The sequence below is a fragment of the Roseomonas acroporae genome, assembly GCF_023223525.1.
Classification (GTDB): Bacteria; Pseudomonadota; Alphaproteobacteria; order Acetobacterales; family Acetobacteraceae; genus Roseomonas_E; species Roseomonas_E acroporae.
Genome location: NZ_JALPRX010000073.1, coordinates 53808 through 70776 on the forward strand (window position 1 = coordinate 53808; position 16969 = coordinate 70776).

At 75.5% G+C, this 16969-nt stretch carries 17 protein-coding genes; 10 read left to right on the forward strand and 7 right to left on the reverse strand.

Annotated features, from left to right (window positions below; genetic code table 11):
* The first annotated feature begins 121 nt into the window (after positions 1-121).
* From cobS to M0638_RS16845, 3 genes are all read left to right on the forward strand, one after another.
* A complete protein-coding gene (cobS, locus tag M0638_RS16835) occupies positions 122-922 on the forward strand; it encodes an adenosylcobinamide-GDP ribazoletransferase (RefSeq protein WP_248668162.1) in 801 nt (266 codons plus the stop codon).
* A 230-nt stretch (positions 923-1152) separates the two neighbouring features.
* Positions 1153-1992, forward strand: coding sequence for an EcsC family protein (locus tag M0638_RS16840; RefSeq protein ID WP_248668163.1), 840 nt, complete (start codon positions 1153-1155; stop codon positions 1990-1992).
* 152 nt (positions 1993-2144) lie between these two features.
* Complete coding sequence (locus M0638_RS16845; RefSeq protein ID WP_248668164.1) at positions 2145-3188, forward strand: Bug family tripartite tricarboxylate transporter substrate binding protein; 1044 nt, start codon at positions 2145-2147, stop codon at positions 3186-3188.
* 472 nt (positions 3189-3660) lie between these two features.
* On the opposite strand, the gene wrbA is transcribed toward M0638_RS16845, so the two are convergent.
* The gene (gene wrbA / locus M0638_RS16850) at positions 3661-4260 is read right to left on the reverse strand and encodes an NAD(P)H:quinone oxidoreductase (protein WP_248668165.1); all 600 of its coding nucleotides are present in this window, start codon (positions 4258-4260) and stop codon (positions 3661-3663) included.
* Positions 4261-4592: 332 nt separating this feature from the next.
* Here wrbA and M0638_RS16855 point away from each other — a divergent pair, with 332 nt between their 5' ends.
* The 3 genes from M0638_RS16855 to M0638_RS16865 all read left to right on the forward strand — a co-directional run bounded on the left by M0638_RS16855 (position 4593) and on the right by M0638_RS16865 (position 8397).
* Complete coding sequence (locus M0638_RS16855; protein ID WP_248668166.1) at positions 4593-6080, forward strand: DUF1800 domain-containing protein; 1488 nt, start codon at positions 4593-4595, stop codon at positions 6078-6080.
* Between the two features lie 218 nt (positions 6081-6298).
* Positions 6299-7453, forward strand: a complete 1155-nt coding sequence (locus M0638_RS16860) for a DUF1501 domain-containing protein (protein ID WP_248668167.1) — start codon at positions 6299-6301, stop codon at positions 7451-7453.
* A gap of 590 nt (positions 7454-8043) precedes the next feature.
* Entirely contained in the window at positions 8044-8397 is a 354-nt protein-coding gene (locus M0638_RS16865) for a hypothetical protein (RefSeq protein WP_248668168.1), read from the forward strand.
* A gap of 408 nt (positions 8398-8805) precedes the next feature.
* On the opposite strand, the gene M0638_RS16870 is transcribed toward M0638_RS16865, so the two are convergent.
* From M0638_RS16870 to M0638_RS28880, 4 genes are read right to left on the reverse strand one after another with little or no spacing between them, the layout of a single operon-like run.
* The gene (locus M0638_RS16870; RefSeq protein WP_248668169.1) at positions 8806-9774 is read right to left on the reverse strand and encodes a Bug family tripartite tricarboxylate transporter substrate binding protein; all 969 of its coding nucleotides are present in this window, start codon (positions 9772-9774) and stop codon (positions 8806-8808) included.
* A 17-nt stretch (positions 9775-9791) separates the two neighbouring features.
* The gene (locus M0638_RS16875; protein WP_248668170.1) at positions 9792-10847 is read right to left on the reverse strand and encodes an amidohydrolase family protein; all 1056 of its coding nucleotides are present in this window, start codon (positions 10845-10847) and stop codon (positions 9792-9794) included.
* Positions 10844-11449, reverse strand: coding sequence for a carboxymuconolactone decarboxylase family protein (locus M0638_RS16880; protein ID WP_248668171.1), 606 nt, complete (start codon positions 11447-11449; stop codon positions 10844-10846). Before M0638_RS16880 ends, M0638_RS16875 begins: the two co-directional genes overlap by 4 nt.
* 16 nt (positions 11450-11465) lie before the next feature.
* On the reverse strand, positions 11466-12209 hold the full coding sequence (locus tag M0638_RS28880; RefSeq protein WP_345893040.1) for an IclR family transcriptional regulator: 744 nt from the start codon (positions 12207-12209) through the stop codon (positions 11466-11468).
* A gap of 200 nt (positions 12210-12409) precedes the next feature.
* Here M0638_RS28880 and M0638_RS16895 point away from each other — a divergent pair, with 200 nt between their 5' ends.
* The 3 genes from M0638_RS16895 to M0638_RS16905 are packed head-to-tail and all read left to right on the forward strand — an operon-like array spanning position 12410 to position 14558.
* Positions 12410-13420, forward strand: coding sequence for a Bug family tripartite tricarboxylate transporter substrate binding protein (locus M0638_RS16895; protein WP_248668172.1), 1011 nt, complete (start codon positions 12410-12412; stop codon positions 13418-13420).
* An 11-nt stretch (positions 13421-13431) separates the two neighbouring features.
* The gene (locus M0638_RS16900) at positions 13432-13752 is read left to right on the forward strand and encodes a type 2 periplasmic-binding domain-containing protein (protein ID WP_248668173.1); all 321 of its coding nucleotides are present in this window, start codon (positions 13432-13434) and stop codon (positions 13750-13752) included.
* A gap of 5 nt (positions 13753-13757) precedes the next feature.
* Complete coding sequence (locus M0638_RS16905) at positions 13758-14558, forward strand: SDR family NAD(P)-dependent oxidoreductase (protein ID WP_248668174.1); 801 nt, start codon at positions 13758-13760, stop codon at positions 14556-14558.
* A gap of 46 nt (positions 14559-14604) precedes the next feature.
* On the opposite strand, the gene M0638_RS16910 is transcribed toward M0638_RS16905, so the two are convergent.
* Complete coding sequence (locus M0638_RS16910) at positions 14605-14760, reverse strand: hypothetical protein (protein WP_248668175.1); 156 nt, start codon at positions 14758-14760, stop codon at positions 14605-14607.
* Positions 14761-14806: 46 nt separating this feature from the next.
* Complete coding sequence (locus M0638_RS16915; RefSeq protein ID WP_248668176.1) at positions 14807-15850, reverse strand: Ldh family oxidoreductase; 1044 nt, start codon at positions 15848-15850, stop codon at positions 14807-14809.
* A 200-nt stretch (positions 15851-16050) separates the two neighbouring features.
* Between M0638_RS16915 and M0638_RS16920 the strand changes: the two genes are divergently transcribed.
* Positions 16051-16962 carry a LysR family transcriptional regulator gene (locus tag M0638_RS16920; RefSeq protein WP_248668177.1) on the forward strand — a complete coding sequence of 304 codons (912 nt, stop codon included), beginning with the start codon at positions 16051-16053 and terminating at the stop codon, positions 16960-16962.
* The last annotated feature ends 7 nt before the right edge of the window (positions 16963-16969 follow it).

The following is a 16969-nucleotide window of genomic DNA, read 5'->3' on the forward strand; positions in this document are numbered from 1 at the left end:
ACATGAGGGGCGTGGCCCGCGGCCTCGCTGCCTGCCGGCGGTTCCGTCGGCGGAGCGTCGGGCGGCTCGCCCTGCCGAGTCCCCGGCCGGTCTTCCGGCACCCCGCCGCGCCGCCGGCGCCATGATTCCTGTCCTCGCCAGGCGGCTGGCGGAGCTGGGCGCGGCGTTCGGCCTGCTCACCCGGCTGCCGGTCGGCCGGCTGCCCCTCGCCGATGCCGCCGGCTGCGCGCGCGCGGTCTGGGCCTACCCGCTGGCGGGCGCCGTGGCGGGGGCGGCCGGCGGCGCGGCCTTCGCGCTGGCCAGCGGCCTCGGCATCCCGCCCGCTTCCGGCGCGGTGCTCGCCCTGGCGACGATGGCGCTCGTCACCGGCGCGCTGCACGAGGACGGGCTGGCCGACACCGCCGACGGGATCGGCGGCGGCCGCACGCCGGAACGGCGGCTGGCGATCATGCGCGACAGCCGGATCGGCAGCTTCGGGGCGCTGGCGCTGCTGCTCTCGCTGGCGCTGCGCGGCACGGCGCTGGCGGCCATGGCCCGCCCCGGCGACGCCACGACGACGCAGGCGGGCCATGTCGTGCTCGGGCTGGTGGCCGCCGCGGCGCTGGGGCGCGGCGCGATGCTGCTGCCGCTCGTGCTGCTGCCGCCGGCGCGGCGCGACGGGCTGGGAGCGTCGGTCGGCCGTCCACCGCGTGGCGCCGTCGGGGTCGGGCTGGCGCTGGCGCTGCTCCCTGCCCTGCTGCTGCTGCCGGCCGGCACGGCGCTCGGTGCCGGGCTGCTGGCCGGGCTGGCGGGCCTGGCCATGGCCCGTCTGGCATGGCGGCGACTCGGCGGGCAGACCGGTGACGTGCTGGGCGCCACGGCGGTGCTGGCGGAATGCGCCGTGCTGACGCTGCTGGCCGCCAGGGCCGCGTCGTCGGGCTGAGGGCGGCCACGGCCGGACCGGCGGCGCCGTGCCCGTGCCCGCCGCCGCCGGTCCGTCCCGGGACGGTGCGGCCGGCGGCCGGCCCGCGAGGTGGACGTCGGAACAGGGGCGGAGGCCGGAAGGGTCGGAGGTCGGAAGGGTCGGGGGCCGGAAGGTCAGGGCCGGAAGGTTGGGGGCGAAGTTTTTTCGCACCGCTTGAACGCGCCCCGGCGCTGCCGAGTTGTTCCAGCATGTCCGCCACGCACCCCGATACCGACACCGCCGGCCACGCGCTGACCGTGCCGAGCTGGCTGCCCGACGACGCCCAGGCCGAGCTCGCCGCGGCCGTCCGCACCCTGGAAACCTCCTCGCTCGCCGTCCGGCTGGCGGCGCTGGCCGGCTCCACTGTGGAGGGGCTGAAGCGCCGCCTGCCCGGCCCGATGCAGTCCGTGCTCGACTGGGCCGTGCGCAAGACGCTGGACCGCGCCCTGCGCGCGGCGATGGCGACGCGCCCGGACCGCACGCCCGACCTGGGGCCCCTCAAGCTCTCCAGCGCCTGGATGCACCGTGGCCTGGCCGTGGCCTCCGGCGTCGCGGGTGGCACCTTCGGCCTGCCGGGCACGCTGGTGGAGCTGCCGGTCTCGACCGGCATCCTGCTGCGCCGGATCGCCGCCATCGCCGCTGAGGAAGGCGAGGACCTGGACGACCCGCTGGTCGCCGCCGAGTGCATGAAGGTGTTCGCCCTGGGCGGCCGCGACCCGGCCGACGACGCCGCGGAGTCCGGCTACTTCGCGCTGCGCGTCGCCATGACGGAGATGCTGCGCGGCGGCATCGGCCGGGTGGTCGGCACGGTGATGCCGGGCTTCATCGGCGCCATCGCCACGCGCTTCACGGCGCCGGTGGGGATGAAGGTCACCGCCCAGGCGATGCCGCTGCTCGGCGCCGCGGCGGGGGCCGCGGTCAACCTCGCCTTCCTGGAGCACTTCTCGGGCATCGCGCATGCCCACTTCACGGTGCGGCGCCTGGAGCGCGAGCACGGCGCCGCCGTGGTCCGCCGTGCCTACGAGGATCTGCACGACGGGCTGGCCTGATTCCGCCGCCCCGCGGCGAGGTGTGGCGGCGGGACGCGGGCATCGCGGCGGCCTGACGCGCTGCCCGCGACCCGAGACCGGTCGACCGACCGAATTCCGTTGACGTCGGCGGCGCGGTTCGGAACGCTCCCGGAAAACCGGGAGGAAGCGCCATGCCAGATCGGGTCGCCGGGCCCATCCCCACGCCGACGCGCCGCCGGCTGCTCGGCGGCCTTGCGTTGCCGGCGCTGTTGCCGCGCGGCAAGGCCCTCGCCCAGCCGGAGACCGGTCAGCCCGCGCCACCCCAGGCCGCGGCGGCGCCCTGGCCCAGCCGCAGCGTGCGCATCGTCGTGCCCTCCGTCACCGGCGGCTTCGACACCTACGCCCGGATCATCGCGCCGCTGCTCTCGGAACGGCTCGGCAGGCCGGTGGTGGTGGAGAACCGCCCCGGCGCCAACGGCAATGTCGGCGCCGCCGAGGTGCAGCGGACCACCGACGGGCACACGCTGCTCTTCGCCTCCATCAGCACCATGACGATCAACAGCAGCGTCTACCGTTCCGTGCCGCTCGACCCGGTGGACGACCTCGCCGCCGTGGCGCTGCCGGTCGCCTCGCCCATGGTCTGGGTCGCCAACCCGGAATGCGGGCTGCGCCGCCTGCAGGACGTGGTGGACCGCGCCCGCGCGACGCCGGGGAAGCTCGACTACGCCCTGCCCAGCGCCGGCACGATCAACCACCTGATCGTCGAGGCCTTCAAGCTGCGCCACGGGCTGGATATTACCGCCGTCCCCTATCGCGGCACGCCGCCGGCACAGCTCGACGTGGTGTCGGGGCGGGTGCCGATCATGGTGGACTCGGTGGGCGCCGGCATCGGCCACATCACCGCCGGCCGGATGCGCCCCCTGGCGGTGACCGGCCGCAACCGCTCCGCCATGCTGCCGGACGTGCCGACGGTGATCGAGCTGGGGCTGGAGGACCGCGACTACGTCGCCTGGTACGCCTTCGCCGCGCCGAAGGCGACGCCGCCCGCGGTGGTGCGGCGGCTGAACGAGGCGATCAACGCCATCATGGCCGACCCCGACGTGGACGCCCGCTTCCGCGGCCTGGGCGCGGAGCCGCGCCGCCTGTCGCCGGAGGAGCAGCACGCCTTCATGGTGGCGGAACGGGCGAAGTGGCGGCAGATCGCCCGCGCGGCGAAGGTGGAGGCGGATTACTGATCCGGTCCCGGCGATCGCAAGCCGCGCGCCGCAACGGAAGGGCTGGCGGCCTGAAGAGGCCGCGGACGCGGCCGGGGAAGACGGCCGGGGGACGCGGTCGGGCGACCTCAGGGGGAAACACCCTGCCCGGCATCTCCGCCTCGGGTTTCTCCCGATCGCGCCAGCCGCCTCGACGCTGCGCCCCTCGACGCTGCGCTCATGGGAAGCGCCTTCCACCCCCTTGAGGACGGGCTCGTCCGGCCGCCCGATGGGCAACACGCCACGAGGCCGGGCGCGACCTGTCCATCCCCAGCGGGGCCTGCCGCGGCGGCGGCGCCTCCATTCCGCCCGGGGCTACGGAGCCCCGGGGCCGACGATGCATGCCGCCGCCCGATCGCCATCCATCCTGTCGGGGACGGATCGCGCGGCGGCATTTCCGGCGTGCGGGCCTGTCGGGCGGAGGCGGGGTCGCGTCCCCGCCCTCCCCCCTCGATCAGCCATGCAGCTTCGCGGTGATCTCCGCGACGTGCTTCCCCTGGAAGCGGGCCATGCTCAGCTCGTTCTCGCTGGGCTGGCGGGAGCCGTCGCCGGCCGCGATGGTGGTGGCGCCGTAGGGGGAGCCGCCGCTGACCTGGTCGAGCACCGTCAGCCCCGGATGCGCGTAGGGCAGGCCGACCAGCACCATGCCGTGGTGGAACAGCATGGTGTGGATGCCCATCAGCGTCGTCTCCTGCCCGCCATGCTGGCTGGCGGTGGAGGTGAAGGCGCTGCCGACCTTGCCCACCAGCGCGCCCTTCGCCCAGAGACCACCGGTCTGGTCCCAGAACTGCGCCATCTGCGCGGGCAGGCGGCCGTAGCGGGTCGGGGCGCCGACGATGATCGCGTCGTACTGCGCCAGTTCCTGCGGGTCGGCGAGCGGGGCGGCCTGGTCGAGCTTCGCGTGGGCGCGCTCGAGCACCTCGCGCGGGGCGAGCTCGGCCACGCGCTTGACCGTGACCTCGGCGCCCGCCTCGCGGGCACCGGCGGCGACGGCCTCGGCCATCGTCTCGATGTGGCCGTACATGGAGTAGTAGAGGACGAGGATCTTCGGCATCGGGACCTCCTGCGTTCTTCGGTGGGGACGCCGTTCACGCCCCCGGGTTGCCGGGGAAGCTAGGCCCGGACGACCCGCCGCGCTCATTTCGAGCCGTGATGACCACCATGGGCGCGCGCGGCCAGGCGTGCGACCGGGGGCGCGGCGGGTGAAGCGGGCTCGCGGCCGGGCGCGACCGCCGCATTCCGTTTCGAATTCGCATCTCATGGCGGGGACGTCACCGTGCTGCCCTGTCCGTCGTACGGACGGATGTGCTTGGGTGGCGCGGCCAACCTCCCGGAAGCCCGCCCGGCGCGGCGTGGCAGCGCCCCGGAAGCCGGAATGAGCCTGGGATGAACCTGGACAGTCGCGTCGCCGTCATCCGCTTCGGCTATGGTCCCCGGCTCGACCAGCCCCTGCCGGCCGACCCGCTGGCCTGGCTGGACGCGCAGCTCGGCCCGGCGCCGGCGCTGCCGGGTCCGGGCCTGGACGAGTGCTTCACCGCCTGGCGCGAGGACCGCGAGGAGCGCCGCCGCCTCGCCTCGGGCGCCGATGCCATGGCCCGCTCGGCCGGGGCGGCGCCGGAAGGCGGCGGGAGCCCCGGCGGGGGTGGCGGGATGGCCGGCGGCATGGCCAACGCCACGCCCGGCGCCCCTGCGGGCGCCCCCTCCGGCACGCCCACCGGTACGTCCACCGGTACGTCCCCTGGCGCCCCGCCCCCGGCCGGGCCGCCGACCCGCGTGGCGCAATTGTTCAACGCCGAGGCGCGGGGCTGGCTGGCGCGCCGCATCGCCGGCGAGGCGCCGTTCCGCGACCGGCTGGTGGATTTCTGGGCCAACCACCTCACGGTCAGCCGGCGCAACGGCGAGGTGGCGCCGGTGCTCGGCCACTACCTGCGCGAGGCGGTGGCGCCGCATGTCACCGGCCGCTTCGCCGACCTGCTGCTGGCCGTGGCGCACCACCCGGCCATGCTGCTCTACCTCGACAACCACGTCTCGGTCGGGCCCGACAGCCTGGCCGGCCTGCGGCAGCGCCGGGGGCTGAACGAGAACTACGCCCGCGAGCTGCTGGAACTGCACACCGTGACCCCGGCCGCCGGCTACACCCAGGCCGACGTGACCCAGCTCGCCGCCGTGCTCACCGGCTGGTCGGTGCAGCGCGACCGCGCGCCCACCGGCTTCGTGTTCCGCGACGAGGCGCACCAGGCCGGCGAGAAGCGGGTGCTCGGCCGGCGCTTCGAGACCGGCTGGCGCGGCGGCGAGGCGGAGGGCGAGGCGGCGCTGCGCTTCCTGGCCACCCATCCGGCGACCTACCGGGCCCTGGCCACGGCGCTGGTGCGCCATTTCGTGGCCGATGGTCCGCCGCCGGCCGCCGTGGCACGGATCGAGGCGGTGCTGCGCGACACGGGCGGCGACCTCGGCGCCGCGTCGCGGGCGCTGGTGCGGCTGCCCGAGGCCTGGGCGCCGCCCCTCTCCAAGCTGCGCGGGCCGCAGGACTACGTGGTGTCGGCGCTGCGCGCCTGCGGGGCGGACGCGTCGATGGCGGGCATGGCGCAGGGCGCCGCGGGCGCGCTGGGGCAGCCGATGTGGACGGCGCCGGGGCCGAACGGCTGGCCGGACAGCGCCGCGGACTGGGCGGCGCCGGAAGCGGTGCTGCGCCGGGCCGAGTGGGCGAACGGGCTGGCGGGACGGGTGGCCGCCCGGCTGGACCCGCTCGCCGTGGCCGAGCAGTCGCTGGGGACGCTGGCGAGCGCCGCCACGGTATCGGCGGTGGCGCGGGCGGGCTCGCGGCGCGAGGCGCTGGTGCTGCTGCTGGCGAGCCCCGAGTTCAACCGGCGATGAGGCCGGCGACGGGGGATGACGGCATGGCGGGGCGCGGAACGCCGGCACGGGGCATGGCCGGCCACGATGGCGGGGCGGGGCACGGGCCAGCGGGCCGCTGCCCGGAACGTGGCGGCAGGCCGGTGGGCGGACCAGCGGACGGGCCAGTGGGCGGACCAGCGGGCGGGCCAGTGGGCGGACCAGCGGGCGGGCCAGCGGGCGGACCGGGGCGGCGCGGCGTGCTGCTCGGCCTCGGCGCCGGGCTGGCGCTGGGGCGTTCGCGTCTGGCGCTGGCGGCGGGGCCGGCAGGCGAGGCGCGGCTGGTGGTGGTGATCCTGCGCGGCGCGCTGGACGGGCTGGCGGCGGTGCCGGCCTATGGCGACCCCGCCTTCGCCGGGCTGCGCGGCGACCTGGCCCAGCCGGAGCCGGGGCGCGAGGAGGGCGTGCTCGACCTGGGCGGCCATTTCGGCCTGCACCCGCGCCTCGCCGCGCTGCACGGCATGTACCGCCGGGGCGAGGCGCTGGTGCTGCACGCGGTCGCCGGCCCCACCCGCTCGCGCAGCCACTTCGAGGCGCAGGACTGCCTGGAGAGCGGCGCCGACCAGCGCCTGGCCAGCGGCTGGCTGAACCGGGCGCTGGCGGCGCTGCCGGCCCGGCCCGGGGCGGCGCGCAACGGCCTCGCCGTGGGCGTGGAGGAGCCGCTGCTGCTGCGCGGGCCGGCGCCGATCGGCGCGTGGGCGCCGCAGGGCGCCGGCGGCCCGGGGGCGGCGCTGCTGGCGCAGGTCGCGGCGCTGAACGCCGCCGACCCGGTGCTGGGGCCGGCCTTCGCCGAGGGCATGCGGGCGCGCGGCTTCGCGGGGCTCGCCGGCGAGATCGCGGCGCGCGACCGCAACGCCTTCCCGGCGCTGGCGGGCGGGGCCGGCCGGCTGCTGGCGGCGCCGGACGGGCCACGCGTGGCGGCGCTGGAGCTGGGCGGCTGGGACACGCATGCGGGGCAGCGCGGGCGGCTGAACGGGCCGCTCGGGCAGCTCGATGCCGGGCTGGCGGCGCTGCGCGAGGGGCTCGGCCCGGCCTGGCGGCAGACGGCGGTGCTGGTGGCGACGGAGTTCGGCCGCACGGTGCGGGTGAACGGCACCGGCGGCACCGATCACGGCACGGCCGGCGCGGCCTTCCTGCTGGGCGGCGCCGTTGCCGGCGGGCGGGTGGTGGCGGACTGGCCGGGCCTGGGCGAGGGGCGGCTGCACGAGAATCGCGATCTTGCGCCGACCATGGACCTGCGTGCCGTCACCAAGGCGCTGCTCGCCGGGCATCTCGGCCTGCCGCCGGCGGCGGTGGCGCGGGCCTTCCCGGGCAGCGAAGGCGTGGCGCCGCTGGGCGGGCTGCTGCGGGCGTAGACGGGCCGACGACGAGCCGCATTCCGGTGTCCCGGGCGCGGGGTTCGTCCGATCGCGGGGATGATCGCGCGGGAGCGGCGATGGGTGGCCCGCGGTCGCGATCGGGCCCGCCATCCACGATCCCGACGGCAGGCCGGTCGTGGATCGGCCGGAGTGCAGCCCGCCCAACGGCGCCCTGCCGAACGTGACCCAAGAGCATTTTCAAGCTGGGTGTACTCACCCAGCGACCCGGAAAATGCGAAAGACCGAAAGGCTGGAGCCGTTTCAGCCTGATACAGCCTGGCCGGAACGGCTCTAGAACATTTTCAAGCTGAGCGTCCTCGCTCAGCGGCTCGGAAAATGCGAAAAATCAAAAGGCTAGAGCCGTTCCAGCCTGATACAGTCAGGCTGGATCGGCTCTAACGGGTGCGCACCGCGCCGTGCGGCAGGCCGGATGCGGGAACGGCCGGCCGGCACCGCCGTCATCGGCATCATGGCGTCGGTTTCATCCTCGCTCGCGTCCCGCTTCCATCCCGCCGGCGCATCATTCCACCTGCCGGCGCCCCGGATCGATCCCCGATCCGCCGCCCGACGCCAGAAGGTCCGGTGTCATGCGCAAGATGCTTCTCCCCGCCCTCGCTGCCGCCCTGATGCTGGGCGCCGCCGCCGCGCCCGCCATGGCGCAGGGCTACTACGTCGGCCCCGCCGCCCCCTACGCCGCCTGGAACGACCACGCCTGGGCCGGCTACGACCGCGCCAACGCCCGCTTCGCCAACCAGCAGGCGCGCGCCGACTTCCAGGCCGGGCGCATGAACGCGGCGGTGGGCAACTACGGCGCCGCGGCGGCCGACTTCCAGGCCGGCCGCGCCGCCAACTGGCAGGCGGCCAACGAGCGGGCCGACGCCCGCTGGAACGATGCCCGCGCCGCCTGGGCGAACCGCCCGGTGATGCGCTGGGGCTGGTAGGGGGCGGTTCGGCCAGCGGTGCCCTGCCGGTGGCCCCCTGGCGGCCCCCTGCCAGCGGCTCCCTGCCAGCGGCTCCCTGATGGAGGAGTGCGACGCCATGGGATTGCGAAGCACGGTCGGCACGGCCTGCCGGAAGGCGCTGCGGGGCTTCGGGCGGAGCCTGCTCGACAGCTACGGCGGGTATGGACGGTGCAACTGGCCGTTCCTCTGATCCGGCGCCGCCCAGGGCTCGACCCTCGATCCGGCGCATCCTCCGAGGCGCCGGGCGGGCACGCCCAGCCCGGGAATGCCCTGTCCGACGAGTGGCGGCACCGGCGGGCGAGGCGGTGAGCCGAGGGGTTTGGGGCAACCCGATGCTTCGCGATCCCTGACGGATGGTCTCGGCCTGCCGTTCGGGTGCGCGGATCGTCAGTCCGGCGTGATGTTGTTCCGGCGAACGACCTCGCCCCACTTCGCGACCTCGCTGCCGATGAAGGCGCCGAACTCCTCCGGGGGATTGCCGCCGGGGATGGCGCCCTGCTCGTGCAGTAGCCGCCGCACCTCGGCGTCCGCCAACGCGGCGAGGGCGGCGCGGCGGATGGCGTCCAGCGGGCCCGGCTCCATCCGCGCCGGGGCGACCAGCCCGTGCCAGTTGCTCGCGTCCACCGTGGGCAGGCCGGATTCGCGGAAGGTCGGCACGTCGGGGATCCAGCTCAGTCGGTCCGGCGTGCCGACGGCGAGCGCACGCATCGTCCCGGCCTGGATGTTGGGCAGCAGCACCGGCAGGTCGGCGAAGCCGAGCTGCACCTCGTTGCGCAGGATGGCCGTCGCGAGCTGGCCGCCGGAGTTGTAGGCGATCTGGACGATCTCGATGCCCGCCGCCGCGCGGAACTGCTCCGCCGCGAGGTGCGGCATGGAGCCGTTGCCGGTGGTGCCGAAGTTGAGGGAGCCGGGCCGGGCCTTCGCCCCGGCGATCAGGTCCTGGAGCGTCCGGAAGGGCGAGGCGGCGGGCACCACGAGCGGTTCCGGCACGAGGGCGCCCATGGTGATCGGGGCGAGGTCGCGGACGGGATTGTAGGGCGTGCCGCGGCCGAGACCCGGCGAGATGGCGAGCGCGCCGGCGCTGCCGATGCCGAAGGTGTAGCCGTCGGGCGGCGCCTTCGCGATGAGGTCCACGCCGGTCATGCCGCCCGCGCCGGCGCGGTTGTCGATGATGACGGGCTGCCCGAGGGTCGCCGACATGCGCGGGGCGATGATGCGGGCGATGATGTCGCTCGGCCCGCCGGCCGCGAAGGGCACGATGAAGCGGATGGGCCGCGTGGGATAGGCAGGCTGGGCGCGCGCCGGCAGGGCGGCGAGCGCGCCCGCCGCGAGGACGGCGCGTCGGTTCACGATCATGGGCGTTTCCTCTCTTGTCACGCTTCCCGGAGGTCGAAGCCTGGCAGGCCGTAGAAGCGGGCGGCGGAGCGCCAGAACAGGTCGGCCTTCTCCGCCGCACTGGCGCCGGAGGCGACGCGCTTCATGGCGTTCCAGCCGACCGCGTAGCTGTAGCTTCCCTTGTCCACGGGGAAGTTGCTCTCGAACATGCAGCGCGAGGCGCCGAAGGCCTCGATGCAGCCTTCCATCCAGGGGCGCCACGCCTCGGCGAGGTCCTGCGACGACGGCGCCCGCTCCCGCGCCTCGAAGCCGAAGCCGGGCAGGCGCATGCCGAGACCTCCCACCTTGACCATCACGTTCGGGCAGGCGGCAAGGTCGCGCATGCTGGCGGACCACTGCGCGAACACCTCGTCCCGCCGGCCGGCGTAGCGGCCGATGCCGAGGATGCCGCCGCAGTGGTTCAGCACGATCGGCGTGCCCGGGAAGGCGCGGGCCAGGGCGGCGAGGCGCGGGATCTGGTGGAAGTAGAGCCAGGCGTCGTAGCGGAGGCCGAGCGGCGCGAGCTGGGCGAAGCCCGCGCGGAAGGCGGGGCTGTCCAGCATGTCCTCGGCGGGCCGGTAGGACGGGTTCAGCATCGCGGGGTCCGGGTCCCAGGTCGCGATGTGGCGGATGCCGCGGAAGCGGTCTCCCCCGGCCCTGGCATGCGCCTCCAGCACCGGGCGCACGGCGTCGCCGAGGCGCAGGTCGGCCGCCCCGACGATGCCGGCGCAGGCGCGCACCGGGCCGTACCGGCCGCTGCCGCACATGGCGGCGACGCCGTTGGCGAACTCCGTCTCGCCCACCGCCCGCATCGCCTCCGGCCCCTCGGCGCGGAGCATGGAGCGCGAGGACTGGACGTAGACGGTGGCGCGCACGTCGTGCCCGGTGTCGAGGTCGGCAAGCAGCTCGTCCAGGAGGTAGCGCCAGCCCGGCTGGTCCCAGAGGTGATGGTGCGGGTCCACGATCACCTGACCGGGGTCGAGCGCCTCCTCCTGCCGAGTCGCGAGCCAGTCCTCGCGCACGGGGATCTGGTGCTGCTGCGTCGCGGCGCTCATGCGCCGGCCTCCGCGGACGGGAAGTCGGGGTCCTCCAGCTCCGGCGCGAGGCTGCCGGGCAGCCCGAGCTCGAAGGCGTTCAGGGTGAGCGCGACGAGGCAGTAGTAGCCGAGGATGCCGACCAGCTCGACGAGGCCGCGCTCGCCCAGCGCCGCGACGGCGCGGGCGTAGAGCGGCGCCGGGAGGCGGGCGGTCGAGAGGAGGGTGGCGGACACGTCGTGGACCGCCTGCGCGCGCTCGTCCTCCAGCCTCGGCGCGCGGCGGGCGGCGATGTCCGCGACCACCGCCGGGTCGATGCCGGCCTTCAGCCCCTCGCGCTTGTGCGCCGTCCACTCGTGGTGCGAGGTCCAGTGCCGGCCGCAGACGAGGATGGCGAGCTCGGAGAGATGCGGCTCCAGCGTCGTCTGGTAGCGGAGCAGCTCGCCCAGCTTCTGCCCGCGACGGGCGAGCTCGGGATTCCGCAGCCACGCGATCATCGGCGCGGGCACGCGGCCGCGAATGCCGGCGACCGCCTCGTCGCGGGCGGCCCGCTGCTCCGGGGTCATCGTCTCCTCGGGCGGCAGGTCCAGGCGGGGCATGGGGCGGGGCATGGGGCGGGGCATGGGTGTTTCCTCCGGGTCAGGCGAGTGCCGCGACCGGCGCGGGATCGCCGCCGAGCGCGCGGGTCAGGGCCAGCGCCTCGCGCAGCACGATCGGGACGCAGAGCGCCTCGGCCTCGGCGTCGAAGCGGTAGATCGGCATGGTGATCCCGACCGAGCCGGCGACGCGCCCGCGCGCGTCCAGCACGGGCGCGGCGATGGCGGCGACCTCCGGCAGGCGCTCGCCGCGGCTGACGACCGGCAGGCGGGGGCGCGGGGCGGCCTCCAGCGCGACCAGCGCCCGGCCATGCGCCCCGATGCCGAGCGGCGCCACCTCCCCCACGCGGGCGACGGTGCGCACGGCCTGCGGGCCGTCCAGGCGGAACAGGCAGCGGCGGGCATCGCCCTCCCGCGCGAAGAAGGCGGCGCTCTCCCGACTCTCCGCGCGCATCCGGTCGAGGGCGGGCATCACCGCGTCCTCCAGCCGCAGGCCGCGCCGGAAGCGCTCGCCGAGGACCAGGAGCTGCGGTCCGAGGGCGTAGCCGCCCGCGGGGAGGCGACGGACGAAGTCGTGGCCCTCCAGCGTGCCGAGCAGCCGGAGGGCGGTCGTCAGGTGCAGGCCGGTGCGTCGTGCCACCTCCACCAGGGGCAGCGGGCCGTCCTCGTCCTCGAAGGCGGCGAGGATGGCGAGTGCCCGGTCCACGGCGCGCACGCCGCCCTCGGAATCCCCCGTCTCGCGGGCCGTCGGTGCCGGCGGGGGATTGATGGTCCGCGTCTTCGTCACGGCAGGCCTCCTAGAGCGGATCGCCGTCGGGCGGACACGCCTGGCGGCGTGAATCCGCGCCGAGAACAACGAGCTACGGCGAACCGCAGGCCCAACCGGACTGCGGTCCGCCGTAGCATCGGCTTTCACAGAATGGAAGTTACTTGCATCGGATGGAATAGGTGATTTAAGCAGGGCGCACCGTACCGGGGAGGAACGCCGTGGACCGATGGACGCGCCGCCACATGCTGGCCGCCGCGGCCGGGCTCGGCCTCGCGGCATCCGCGCTGGCCCAGCCCGTGCCGGCCCAGCCCGTGCTGCCCCAGCCCGCCTGGCCCGCCCGGCCGGTGACGCTCCTCGTCCCCTTCGCGCCCGGCGGCGCCTCCGACATCGCGGCCCGGGCCTTCGCCGCCCGGCTGGCCGAGCGGCGGGGGCAGCCGGTGGTCGTGGACAACCGCCCCGGCGCGAACGGGCAGCTCGCGGCGCGGATGCTCGCGCGGGCGGCGCCGGACGGGCACACGCTGCTGGTCGGCTCCATCGGCGTCTTCGCGCTGAACGCCGTGCTGTACCGGAACCCCGGCTACGATCCGCTGACGGACCTCGCGCCCGTGACCCTCGCGGTGACGACGCCGAACGTCCTCGTCGTGAACCCGCGCGTCGCGCCGGTGGCGACGCTGCCGGAGCTTGTCGCCTGGATGAAGGCGCGTCCGGGCGGGGTGAACCACGCGACCTCCGGCATCGGCTCCTCGCCGCACCTGACGATGGAACTCTTCACGCAGCTCACCGGGACGCAGGCGACGCATGTTCCGTCGCGGGGCGGCGCGACGGCGGTGATGGACCTGCTCGCCGGGACGGTGGAGATCTCCTTCCAGGGCCTCGGCTCCATCATCGGACCGGTGCGCGAGGGGCGGCTGCGCGCCCTGCTCGTCACGTCCGACCGCCGCGCGCCGCTCCTGCCCGATGTCCCCACCGCGGCGGAGGCCGGGCTGCCCGGCTTCGAGGTCGGCTCCTGGCAGGCGGTGATGGCCCCGGCCGGGACGCCGCCCGCGCTATGCGAGCGGATCGCCGCCGACATCACCGACATCCTGCGCGAGCCCGCGGTGGCGGAGCCGCTGGCGGCCGCCGGCTACGCCGTGGTGGGCGGCACGCCCGCCGAATACGGCGCCTTCCAGCGCGCCGAGATCGCGCGCTGGCGCCGCGTGGCCCAGGCCGCGCACATCGTCCTGGATTGAGGGGAACCGCCATGCGCCGCCGCAGCCTGCTGTCCGCCGCCGGCGCCGCCCGGCGTTCCCGCCGCGCCGACGCCGGCCAGTCCGGGCTTCCGGACGACGAGGCGGCGATCCGGTGGGGCGGCCCTGCCCGGCGCGGCATCCCCGCCGCGGTGCGCGAGCGGCCGAACGCCGCCGTGCGGGCCGCCGTGACGGAGGCGCGCCTCGCCCCGGCGCTCGCGGCGGAAGGGGCCGTTCCCGGCGTCTTCCCACCGGCCCAGGCAGACCGATACGTCCCCGCCGACCTCGCGCGCCGGCGCGAGGCGGCGGCGGCGGCCAACACCCGGGTGGAGTGAGCCAGATGTCGAGGCGTTTCGAGAACAAGGTCGCGATCGTCACCGGCGCCGGCTGCGTCGGGCCGGGCTGGGGCAACGGGCGGGCCATCGCCCATGGCCTGGCGACGGAAGGGGCCGTCGTGATCGGGGTGGACCGGAACCCGGACGCCATGACCGAGACGGCCGAGCGCATCGCCTCGGAAGGCGGGCGCTTCGAGGCGGCGACGCTCGACGTGCGGGACGGGGCGGCGATCGAACGGCTCGTCGCGGAGGTGGTGGCCCGGCACGGCCGCGTGGACGTGCTGGTGAACAATGTCGGCGGCTCCGCGGCCGGCGGGCCGGTGGAGATGGCGGAGGAGGTCTGGGACCTCCAGATCGACGTGAACCTCAAGAGCGTGTTCCTGACCCTCAAGCACGTCCTGCCGGTGATGGAGCGGCAGGGGGGCGGGGCGGTGGTGAACCTGGCCTCGACCTCCGGCATCCGCTGGACCGGGGCGGCGCAGGTCGCCTACGCGGCGTCCAAGGCGGGGGTGATCCAGCTCTCGCGCGTCGTCGCGGTGCAGTACGCGCCCAGGGGCATCCGGGTGAACACGGTGGTGCCGGGGCAGATGCACACGCCGATGGTCGAGGCGAGGCTCGCGGGGCAGCGCGCGGGCGGGGACGTGGAGGCGATCGTGAGGCAGCGCCTCGCCCGCATCCCGCTCGGCTTCGCAGGCGACGGGCGGGACACGGCGAGCGCCGTCCTCTACCTCGCCTCGGACGAGGCCCGCTTCGTCACCGGCACCGAGATCATCGTGGACGGCGGCATGTCCGTCCGCTGCGGCTGACGGCGGCGCGCGATCGAGGCCGTCGCGTCCACGCCGTCCCCGTTCGTCACGCGGGAGATGTCGTCAGGGCGAGGGCTTGCCCCGGACCGGTGCCCGGGGAAGCCCGATCCGACACCTCCGTGTCCGGCGCGACCGCCATCGGCGCATCCGCGGCGAAGCGTCCGTGGCCTTCCTCCGGCACCAGCACCGGCTTGATCTTCACCGCCGCCGTCGCTTCCCGCCGGGGCGGCGTTCGGCGCCGGCGCGCATCAGGCCGGCTGGCATGCGGCCGCCAGATCCTCCTCCTCCCGCAGCATGCGCAGATCCTGCGCCACGACCCGGAGGCCATCGCGCCGCGCCGCGGCGGCCAGCATGGCCTCACGCTCTCCCGGCATCACGATCCGCGGCACGCCGTCCGCCGGTTCGGAGGCCCTGGCCCGTTCGATCAGGGCCGCGAAGCGTGCGCGGTAGTCGCCGATGGACAGGGCGCCGTCCGGCCGGAAGGCGATGAAGGCGTGGCCGACGTTCTGCGGCGCCGTGAAGTCGGAATTCTGGTTGCGCACCTGGCCGCCGAAGGCCGCGCCCGACATGACGCCGGCGACGATCTCCATCATCAGGCCGAGGCCCGATCCCTTGGGGCCGGCCATCGGCAGGACCACGCCGCGGATCGCCGCCGCCGGATCGGTGGTCGGGCGGCCATGCTCGTCGAGCGCCCAGTCGGCCGGGATCGGCTGGCCCAGCCGGGCCGCGCGGCGGATCCGGCCGAAGGCGACGGTGGAGGTGGCCATGTCGAGCAGGAAGGGCGTCTCGCCGGGGGCCGCGAAGCCGAACGGGCTGGTGCCGAGGAAGGGCGAGCGTCCGCCCCAGACCGGCATCAGCGGCGGCGCGTTGGTGAAGGCCAGCGCGCAGAGGCCGGCGTCGAGCGCCTGCTGCAGATAGGTCGCCGCCATGCCGAAATGGTTGCTGTTGGCGGCGAGCACCAGGCCGATCCCGTGCTCGCGGGCCAGCCCGATCGCGTGCGTCATCGCCGTGCGCGCCACCACGTAGCCCATGCCGTTGTCGCCATCGACATGGCCGACCGCGCCGCTCCCGCTCACCGCGAGCCGCGGGCGCGGGTTGACGAGACCGAGGCGCAGCCGCTTCGTGTAGACCGGGATGCGGCCGATGCCGTGCGAGGCGATGCCGCGCGCATCGGCCTCGACCAGGCAGCCCGCGACGAAGGCCGCATCGGCCGTGTCGAGATGGGCCGCGAAGATCCGCTCGACGCGCCGCAGCAGCGTCTCGTAGGGAACCACCTCGTCGGCGTCGCTCATGGCCTCTTCCTTGAACCGTCCGGAGGGCTTCGCCCCTCGGCGGTGGTTTGGCGGCCGCGGTCGCGCAGGTCCAATCGATAGTTTTCGGCAATTCATGAACGCGGGGAATGAAACCGCCTTGCCGGCGCGGCGCCGCGTGGAAGGATGCCGGCCCGGGGCGCAATGCCGGGCATGATCGTCCCGGGCGGGGACGGGGCGGGATGGACTTCCGGGATCTGGCGTATTTCGAGGCGGCGGCGGAGCTCGGGCATCTCGGCCGCGCGGCCGTCCGGATGGGCCGGACCCAGTCCGCCCTGTCCAAGAGCATCCGGCGGCTGGAGGAGGAGCTGGGCCTCGCGCTGTTCGCGCGGCAGGGGCGCGGCATCGTGCTGACCGCGGCCGGCGAGATGCTGCTCGACCGCGCCAGGGTGCTGCGTCAGGGCATGGAGCTGGCCCGGCGGCAGATGCGCGACTTCTCGCGCGGCATCACCGGCCATGTCCGACTCGGCGCCTCCAGCACCATGGCGGCACTGCTGCTACCGGGGCTGAGCGCGCGCTTCCTCGCGGGCGCGCCCGACGTGACGGTGCAGCTGACCATCGGCCTGAACGACGTGCTGCGCGACAGCCTCCAGGCCGGGCGGATCGACCTGATGCTGGGGCCGCTGGAGGAGTCGGAGCCCCTCTTCTCGGCGCATCCGCTCCTGGACGACGAGGTGGTGATCGTCGCCGGGCCCGACCATCCCATCCTCTCCGGCCGCCGGCGCGGCGGCGCGCCGCTGGAATGCGCCGCGCTGGCCGGCTGCCGCTGGGTCCTGCCGTCGCGTCAGGTCGCCACGCGCCGCTGGCTGGAGGCGCGGCTGCGCGAGGCGGGCGTGCCGCTCGGGCCGGTGCAGCTGGAGACGAATTCGATCCTCGTCCTCTCGCAGGTGATCGCGCGCAACCGGATGCTCAGCCTGCTGTCGCGCCGCAATCTCGGCGCGGGACGGCCGGGCCATCCGCTGCGCGAGGTGCCCGTGGCCGGCATGGTGATGCGTCGCCGCTTCGGCGTGCTGTACCGCGCCGAGGCCACCATGACGCCGGCCACCGCCTGCCTGCTCGCGCTGGTCAAGCAGGCGGACGGGACCGACCCATGAAGCGCGG